This window comes from Trichothermofontia sp. (genome assembly GCF_053493415.1).
The window spans coordinates 1-7,602 of record NZ_JBRCAD010000234.1 but is presented as its reverse complement, the minus strand read 5'-3'; the positions used below and the strand labels follow the sequence as shown (position 1 = coordinate 7,602).

At 55.9% G+C, this 7,602-nt stretch carries 6 protein-coding genes; 3 read left to right on the top strand and 3 right to left on the bottom strand.

Annotated elements, in window-relative coordinates; genetic code table 11:
• Positions 1–1,805 (top strand): M48 family metalloprotease (locus ACWIUF_RS20530; protein ID WP_448574406.1); only part of this gene is annotated, 1,805 nt, incomplete at its 5' end.
• 56 nt (positions 1,806–1,861) lie between these two features.
• On the opposite strand, the gene cysS is transcribed toward ACWIUF_RS20530, so the two are convergent.
• Complete coding sequence (gene cysS, locus ACWIUF_RS20525) at positions 1,862–3,316, bottom strand: cysteine--tRNA ligase (protein WP_448574404.1); 1,455 nt, start codon at positions 3,314–3,316, stop codon at positions 1,862–1,864.
• A 992-nt stretch (positions 3,317–4,308) separates the two neighbouring features.
• On the opposite strand from cysS, the gene ACWIUF_RS20520 reads away from it, so the two are divergent.
• The gene (locus tag ACWIUF_RS20520) at positions 4,309–4,551 is read left to right on the top strand and encodes a hypothetical protein (RefSeq protein ID WP_448574403.1); all 243 of its coding nucleotides are present in this window, start codon (positions 4,309–4,311) and stop codon (positions 4,549–4,551) included.
• Between the two features lie 285 nt (positions 4,552–4,836).
• Here ACWIUF_RS20520 and lspA read toward each other — a convergent pair whose 3' ends face one another.
• On the bottom strand, positions 4,837–5,364 hold the full coding sequence (gene lspA / locus ACWIUF_RS20515) for a signal peptidase II (protein ID WP_448574402.1): 528 nt from the start codon (positions 5,362–5,364) through the stop codon (positions 4,837–4,839).
• A gap of 20 nt (positions 5,365–5,384) precedes the next feature.
• The gene (locus tag ACWIUF_RS20510; protein ID WP_448574401.1) at positions 5,385–6,593 is read right to left on the bottom strand and encodes an aminotransferase class V-fold PLP-dependent enzyme; all 1,209 of its coding nucleotides are present in this window, start codon (positions 6,591–6,593) and stop codon (positions 5,385–5,387) included.
• A gap of 74 nt (positions 6,594–6,667) precedes the next feature.
• Between ACWIUF_RS20510 and truB the strand changes: the two genes are divergently transcribed.
• On the top strand, positions 6,668–7,602 hold a 935-nt coding region (truB, locus tag ACWIUF_RS20505; RefSeq protein WP_448574400.1), incomplete at its 3' end, for a tRNA pseudouridine(55) synthase TruB.

Below are 7,602 nucleotides of genomic sequence, written 5' to 3'. Positions count from 1 at the left end.
GGGCATCGCCGCCCCCCGCCCTCCCCCAGTCGTCAGGGAACCCGGCCACGTCTCGCAAGGCTCCGAGCAAGGGTACTCCGACACCACTCCAAAAAGCTGGACGGGCCGCCAAGGCTGGCGTGAAACTCACAATGGCAGGCGTGGGCAGCAGTTTAGCCCTCGCGTCAACCGTGACCCTATCCCTGCTGTTCGGCATGGTCTTTGCCCTGATCCTGAGCCTGATCCTGATCCAAGACAGTACCAACCCAACCCTGGGGCTGGGGATTGCCGTTGTTTTAACGATTCTTTTCAACCTAGTCAGCTTTTTCCTCGCGCCCTTTTGGATGGATCTGACCCAGGCTTGGCTCTATGGCACTCGCTGGGTCACCCTGAACGACATCGAGCGGCGTAGCCCCGAAGCCGGTCGCATCATCCGCCAGGTTTGTGCCCAGTACCACCTCAAGCAGCCGCGTCTCGGCCTGATTGCCGACCAAAACCCCACTGCGTTTACCTATGGCTCCCTGCCCAATGCCTCGCGCCTCGTGGTGAGTCAAGGCTTATTCACCTATCTTGATGATGAAGAGGTGGCAACGGTCTATGCCCACGAATTAGGCCACATTGTCCATTGGGACTTTGCGGTGATGACCCTCGCCTCAACCCTGGTCCAAACCGCCTACCTCATCTATGCTTATGTACGCCGGCTGGCCTTGCACTTAGGCAAAAAGCAACGGGATGCCGCTGCCAGTCTCGCCGCCGCTGCCTACGTCTTTTACCTGATTGGCACCTATCTGCTGCTTTACCTATCGCGGGTGCGGGAATACTTTGCCGATCATTTTGCTGCCGAGGTCACCGGGAATCCCAATGCCCTATCCCGTGCCCTCGTGAAGATCGCCTATGGCATTCTGGAGGAGGGGAAGCGGACCCAAGAGCCAAGCCGTTTAGTCGAAGGGACGCGTGCCCTGGGGATCTATGACGCCCGTGCGGCAGCGGGCGTGGGGACGGCCTACCGGGTGGTGTCAGAACCAGTGCGGATGGGCCGGGTCTTTCTCTGGGATTTGTTTAATCCCTGGGCTTGGTGGATGGAATTGAACTCAACCCACCCTCTGACGGGCAAGCGGGTTCGTGCCCTATCCACCTATGCGGAACAGTTGGGCCTGGATACCGAGTTTGAGATGGGCCGGGTGATTGCGGAAGGTAAGAAGCTGAGCAAGGGGAAACTCTATGGCAGTTTTATCCTGGACGTGGTGTTGTACGCCGCCCCAGTCATCGGGTTGATTGCGGGCATTGCCGCTGGCGTGGCACTTTTTCTGTGGACGAGAAATTTGGGCGCATTGCTGGGCATGATCCTTCTGGGCTTTGGCATCGGCCAGCTCTGCCAGACCTTGGCCCTGTTCCCCAACTTTGGGCGTGCGCCCCAGCGGGATATTTTAACCCTGATGTCTGATCCCTATGCCAGCCCCCTGCGCGGGCAGCCCGTGAAGCTGGAGGGGAGAGTGATCGGTCGCGGTAATGCGGGCTATCGCTTTGGCTCGGAGCTACAGTTCCAAGATGCGACAGGGATGGTGATGCTCCGCTATAGTTCACGCTTTGGTCCCCTAGGGAATTTCCTTTTTGGGGCCAGTCAGGCGGACAATTTAGTCAACCGGGAGGCCAGTGTGGTGGGTTGGTTCCGGCGGGGGGTGATGTCCTGGGTGGATCTGATTCACCTGCGCCGCCACAATGATGGTTACCTGGTCAATAGCTACCACCGCTTTTGGGCATTTTCCCTGGCGATCGGGCTGATTGGGTTAAGTTTCTGGGTGATGGTCAGTATCTCAACTTCCTAATCTCAACTTCCTAAAAATCACGTGAGGGGTGTCGTCTTCCCATGCCATATGCCTTCTTAGTCGCGGTGCCAGCGGGTTTCTCCCCCAGCCTGATCAATGAGGGTAATGCCCTGGGCCTTGAGCAAGTCTCGAATCCGATCGCTCTCCGTGAAATTACGCGCCTTCCGGGCCGCTTGCCGTTGTTCAACTAGGGCAGTAATTTCCGCATCACTTGGACCCGTCTGGGGCTTAGCGACAACGGGTTGTGCGGCCAGACCCAGAACTGCTGCGAGTTCCGTTAGTTCCCGCCAGGTGTGTTCCAGCACATCGGCAGCCATTTCGAACTGGCCGGCATGCACCAGGACATTTTTCTCGCGCCGCAAGGTTTTCGCCAGATCGAACAAGACCGCGAGGGCACCTGCCGTGTTGAAATCATCATCCATTGCTGCCTGGAATTGCTGGTGGTGGGGGGACACATCAGCGGACGCGGCGGCGGGCACCGGTTCCAGGGACCAGCCCAGTTGTGCCCCATACTCATGGCCGAAGAGGAGGCCCTCCTTGAGGTGTTCCCAGCCCTTTTGGGCCGACGCGATCGCGGCCTCGGTGAAGTCCATCGGCTTGCGATATTGGGTTTGTAGGATAAAGAATCGCAAGGCCATCGGCTCCAGGCCCGAATCCAGCAACGCCCGAATGGTCGTGAAGTTACCCAGAGATTTGGACATCTTCTCACCACCGACATTCACCATGCCATTGTGTAACCAGTAGCGAGCTAGGGGTTGACCCGTTGCGGCTTCGGATTGAGCAATCTCGTTTTCATGGTGGGGAAAGATTAAATCGGCCCCCCCCATGTGTATGTCGATTGTCTCCCCTAGGTGATCGCGCACCATTGCCGAACACTCGATATGCCAACCGGGACGACCAGCCCCCCAAGGCGACTCCCAGGCAGGTTCATCCCGTTTCGCTGCCTTCCAGAGGGCAAAGTCAAACGGGTCTTCCTTTTTTTGCAGATCGGGATCATCCACCCGACCGCTGGCCCCCACCTGCAAATCAGCGAGTTTCCGGCCCGATAGCTTGCCATAGTGCTCGAACTGGTGGACGCGATAGTAGACATCGCCCGCAGCGGCATAGGCAAAGCCCTTTTGTTCGAGTTCATGGATCAGTCGCTTAATACCATCAAGGGTGTGGGTGGCATAGGTATATTCGTCCGCCCGCAAAATATTCAGCCGATCCATGTCCTCAAAATAGGCTTGGGTGTAGCGATCGGCGATCGCCTGCATGGTCGTCCCCTCGGCCTTAGCGCGGTTGAGGATCTTGTCATCAATATCGGTGAAATTTTGCACATAGCGGACCTGGTACCCCCGCCAGATCAGGTAGCGGCGCACAGTATCCCAAACCACATAGGAGCGGGCATGGCCGAGGTGACAGTAGTCATAAACCGTAACCCCACAGCAGTACATATTGACGCGATCGGCAACCAGGGGCACGAAGGGTTCGCGCTGTCGAGTCAGGGTGTTATAGAGCGTTAGGGTCACAGGCTAGGGAGGTAGGGTTACAAAAAACAGTCCATGCAAAGTTTAACAATGCTTGGGGGGAATACAACGGCTTTCCCGCCCCTGAAAGACCCTAGTATCCAATGAAAAAAGGGGTTTACGTGCCTGTCCCCTGCAAAAGGTTATAGCGGCTAGGGAACACTCCATTGGTTTTGTCTAGCAATATCTGACATCCTGGGGTTATAGCGTCAGCCTGAGGGCATTCAACGAGCAAGGCGCTGCGGGCGGCTTGCTCGGGCAGCGATGTCGGCTTGGCGGCACTGCTAGGTCAATCAGTCACAGGGGAGGTTGATACAGAATATTGAGCAAACATTGAGAATCGTTAATCTTTTGTTGGGGCAAATCCCCTGGGCCGGATAATAGCTTTATCTCAGGATTAGCGATTGGACGCTTATACGTTCGCTTTTTTCAAAATAACTCGGATAGCTGAGTAAGAATCCTCACCTAACGAGGGAACCCATTTCTGTTATGAGGGTTTCTTCAGGGGGGTAGTGGGGATAAATTTATCCCTAATGCAAAAACTTGGATATCTGCTTAAAATGAGTCATATTCTCTTCTGTTTGTTCTAATTATTGTTTTTTCTATCGTTGCCGATATTCCATTCAGACCAGTAGCCTCGTGAACTTCCGCCCGTGCGATCGGGTCATATCTAGATTGCCGATACTTGGGTTTATACTGAAGTTTCTCATTCCTAGGTATTGGTTATCACTTAGACAGGGCTAACGCTAGCGATGCGATTGCGAGGAATTGGCCGGCTCGTAGGAACCCTTGGCGTGTCCCCCATTGGGGTATCTATGGACGTACTCTGCCACCAAAGATATGCCAAAAGGACGATGGCAACTAACCAATGTAGCAACTACAGTTTATTTTAGAATCGTTTTTTAGAAAGGATCATTTTGTCAAAGGTGTTCCGCTCTGACCCGTTGCCTTAGGTGGAAGAGTTGGCCCGGTCAATAACCTTGTGAGTGTTTGCTATGCAACCATCCCGTTCCCTGTTGCCAGTGGCTTATTCAGTCGATAGCTTAACTAACAGCGATCGCTTACCCGATTGGCAAACACCCCCCACTGACCAGTATGGCTGGGAGTGGTTGGGATTCGGCTGGGGCCTGAGCGCGATCAACACAATTGCCCATCCTTCCCAGGGCGTTAGCGAAACATGGTGGCGGGTATTCAAAGCCCATCACACGGGTTGGCCTGAAACAATCGAGTGCATCTGAAGTTGCCGCTGAAAATTGCCGGAGCGGGTGTGTGCCCTTAGGGGATGTTTTAAAAGGAGGATCGCGGTTGAAACCACGACTACGAACACCCGCAGCCTGGGCATCCTCGTACAGTAAACATAAAGTTTCGCAACGTTGGTAGTAACGACTTGAGTCGTTGCCGGCTAAAGCCAGCACTACGAACGTTGCAGAACTTACTGTTCGAGCTACTAGCCGATCGCTTACGCTGGTAGTAGCAGCTTTAGTTGAAAAAACTGCCGGTATCTTGACTTTTCAAACACTCTCTTAATCCATAGGAGGTTTATCAAGATTGCGTCGATTCTCCGATCTATCGGCGGCACGATCGCGCTGACGCTCCAGCCGGGAGTGATATAGCCCCGCCATAATGAGGCAGAAAATACCAAGATTAATCGACACATCAGCCAGGTTAAAAACGGGAAATTGGATCAGACGAAAGTCGAGAAAATCGACAACTTCCCCAGCCAAAAAGCGATCGATTCCGTTGCCGACCGCCCCCCCTAAAATTAAACCATATCCGGCCTGCTCCCAGCGATTCATGGCCGGACCGAAGGTGGCCAAGGCCATTAACAGCAAACTTACCCCCAAAGAGAGCCAGCGTAGCCAGTGTCCCGCATCCTTAAATAAACTAAAGGCTGCCCCCGTATTGGTGACATAGGTCAAGTGGAACACCCCCGGCCACAGGGGCAGGGTTTCATGGAGGGCAAAGTTATGAACCACAATAAATTTGCTGAGTTGATCGAGCAAAATACTGACGATCGCGGCTATCCAGAACCAACGATTTTTGACACGCATGGGGATAATACCCTCAACTCCTACCGACAGATTTCCTGGAGAACCTCGATCAAGCGATCGATTTCTGACTCTAGCGTAAAGTAGTGTAGGCTTGCACGAATACAGTCCGGGTTGCGAATGGTGCGCAGAAAAATACCGTGACTCTCCAGGGATTTCACCAATTGTTCATGGCCAGCGTTCGCCACTTGAAAGGCTACTAGACCCGATTCCGGCGGGGTAGTGCGCAGGCAGGAAACCGTAGGGAGTTCCTGAAGACGTTGCCAGCAATAGGTCGCCAGTTCCAGAATACGGTGGTAACGGGCCTGGGGCGTTCCCCAACCGGGGTGGAGGGCGATCGCCTCCCGTAACCCAGCCCAGAGCGGACAGGCCGATGTGGCAATCTCAAAGCGGCGGCCATCTGGCTTCCAGCCACTTGGGTGGGCCATCGGGTCGATCTCAATCCCCCGCCAACCAACAAAGGTGGGGTTGAGCAGGGCCAACCCATCGGGCCGCACGTATAACCCCCCAACGCCCTCTGGGCCACACCACCACTTGTGTCCCGTAAAGGCATAGAAGTCCACATCCAGGTCCCCCAAATGCAAGGGCAAAACCCCCACCGACTGGGCCGCATCCACCAAAAACTGCAAGCGCCCGGTGGGGTCTGCGGCTCGACAAGCTTTGATCATTGCCGCCAGGGGAAGGACCTGCCCTGTATTCCAAAGCACATGGCTGAGCACCACCAGCCGCGTTTGGGGCCGCAGGAGGCGCACCATCGCCGCGATCGGATCATCCTGATTGCTACTATCCAAAAACGAACCGATCGAGACCTCCACCCCAAACCGGCGCTGAAGTTCTCGCACCGCGCCAACCACGCCGGGATGTTCACAATCGGACAAGATAATATGATCACCCGTGTGCCACTCAATCCCCCACAGGACAATATTGCAGCCGATGGTCACGTTTTCCGTCAGGGTGATGGTTTGGGGGGCAACGCCTAAATCGTTAGCGATCGCGTGTCGCAGTTGTTCTTCCGTTTGGCTCATCCACAGGAGCGCCTGCCGGGAGAAAGGACCTAGGCGCTGGATGGTTTCGTAGGCCGCAATGATGGCATCAAGGGCGACACGGGGCAAGGGACCTTGCCCGCCGTAGTTAAAGTAGGCTTTGGTGGCCAGGGCTGTAAACTGTTGCCGAAAGGGTTGCAGGGTCTCGGCCAAAAATTGGTTATGCGCCAGGTTGGTCAGTTCGGTCACGGTTGCGAACGGGGATAAACGATTAGCCAAGTCTATTGTTGAGCGTTTCGACCTCGGACTCAACCTTTTTTTGGATGGCGGCTATCAATAATCAGGAGGCTGGGGTGGTTTTCGACGGTTTTCTCAATTTGCATAAGCCCTTGGGGTGGACCTCTCACGATTGTGTAGCCAAGGTGCGTCGCCTGCTCCAACAAAAACGGGTTGGGCATGGGGGCACCCTTGATCCAGCGGCCAGCGGGGTGCTACCGATCGCCCTCGGCAAAGCCACCCGCCTGTTACCCTATCTCCCCACGCACAAAATCTACCGGGCAACCCTGCTCCTAGGGCTGGCAACGGATACCGATGACCTAGAAGGGATGATCCTGTCTGCCTGGGATCAGGCTAGCGGTAGGGAGCGGCGATCGCCCCAGTCCCTGACCTTAGCCGAAATTGAGGCCGTCCTTGCCACCTTCCACGGCACGATCGTCCAAATCCCGCCGCGCTACAGTGCCATCCAGGTGGCAGGCCAGCGCCTCTACGATCGTGCCCGTGCGGGAGAAACCTTTGCGGTGCCAGCGCGACAGGTAACGATTGAGCGCATCGAGATCCGCGACTGGCGATCGCCCTCACTCGCCACCCAATCCCGCCTCGCGCACTACCCGGATTGGCCGCTAACGGACCTGCGAGAGTTGGAAGTTGTGGTGACCTGTGGCGCAGGAACCTATATTCGGGCGATCGCCCGTGATTTAGGGGCGATCTTAGGGGTGGGGGGAACCCTAGCAGCCCTAGAACGAACCGAAAGTTGTGGGTTCACGCTGCCCACCAGCCTGACCTTGACCGATCTCGCGAGTCAAGTCGCTACCCATACCTTCCAACCCCTACCGACGAAGCTGGCCCTACGGCACCTACCCGCGATCGTCCTGCCGTCGCCCTTAGCCAAACGGTGGTGTCAGGGACAAAAGCTGCCCATCCTCGCCAATGGCACCCTCGCCCCTCCCCCCGTCGATCCCGCACTCCCCAGCCCGATCCC